Source organism: Nostoc sp., assembly GCF_036917455.1.
Lineage (GTDB): Bacteria > Cyanobacteriota > Cyanobacteriia > Cyanobacteriales > Nostocaceae > Nostoc.
Genome location: NZ_JBALDK010000228.1, coordinates 1 through 1,038, shown reverse-complemented (window position 1 = coordinate 1,038; position 1,038 = coordinate 1). Strand labels below are relative to the sequence as shown.

The 1,038-nt window shown below is 37.9% G+C and carries 1 protein-coding gene; it reads left to right on the top strand.

Translation table 11 applies throughout. The features are described 5' to 3' along the window. Window positions 1-152: 152 nt before the first annotated feature. Window positions 153-1,038, top strand: an 886-nt coding sequence (locus V7K42_RS25345) for an ISAs1 family transposase (protein WP_334920008.1), incomplete at its 3' end; no start/stop codon positions are given.

The following is a 1,038-nucleotide window of genomic DNA, read 5'->3' as shown; positions in this document are numbered from 1 at the left end:
AACGCATCTAAATATAGTACATAGATACTAAATAAAGGATAAAGGCAGCGATGCCTACGGCGGGCTTCGCCTACGCGTGTGGGATGAAGGATATCTTTGGGGCATTGATGGTAAAGTCATTGTAAAAGTAACAATAAAGCCCCACGGAAGGCGTGAAACTCAAGCCCCAAATTACAATTGCTGACCACTTTGCACAGATGTCAGATCCACGAATAGATCGTACAAAACGTCATAAGTTAATCGATATTTTGACTATTGCCATTTGTGCAGTGATATGTGGGGCAGATAGTTGGGTAGCAATTGAAACATACGGATGTGCAAAGTCTGAGTGGTTAAAAACGTTTTTAGAGCTACCAAATGGGATACCATCACACGACACGTTTGCAAGAGTCTTTGCACAGTTGAATCCTCAACAATTTCAGTCATGTTTTCTAAACTGGATGAAATCAATACAAAAGATAACTGAAGGTGAAGTAGTTGCAATTGATGGGAAAACCTTACGTAGTTCTTATGATAGTAGTAGTGACCAAAGCGCAATTGTAATGGTAAGCGCCTGGGCAACTACGAATAAATTAGTTTTGGGACAAGTGAAGGTAGATGAGAAATCAAATGAAATTACAGCAATTCCAGAGTTATTAAAGGTATTAGATATATCTGGATGTATTGTGACAATCGATGCAATTGGTTGTCAGAAAGAAATTGTTAGGTTAATCACACAGCAAGATGCAGATTATGTAATTACGTTGAAAAAGAATCAAGGAAATCTTTATAATGAAGTTGAAAAATTATTCCAGGCAGGTATAAGCACAGGTTTTGAGGGAATTGAACATAGCACATATAAAACAGAAGAAAGAGGGCATGGTCGTCATGAAATACGCCACTATGTGATGTTATCTCAAATTCAGTCTCGGCTTAACCCAGATTCAGTTTGGTCAAACTTCAATAGTGTTGGAATGGTAGAATCTGTCCGTTCATTAAATGGTGAAACAACGGTTGAAACCCATTATTTTATCAGTAGCCTTGAATCAAATGCTAAAC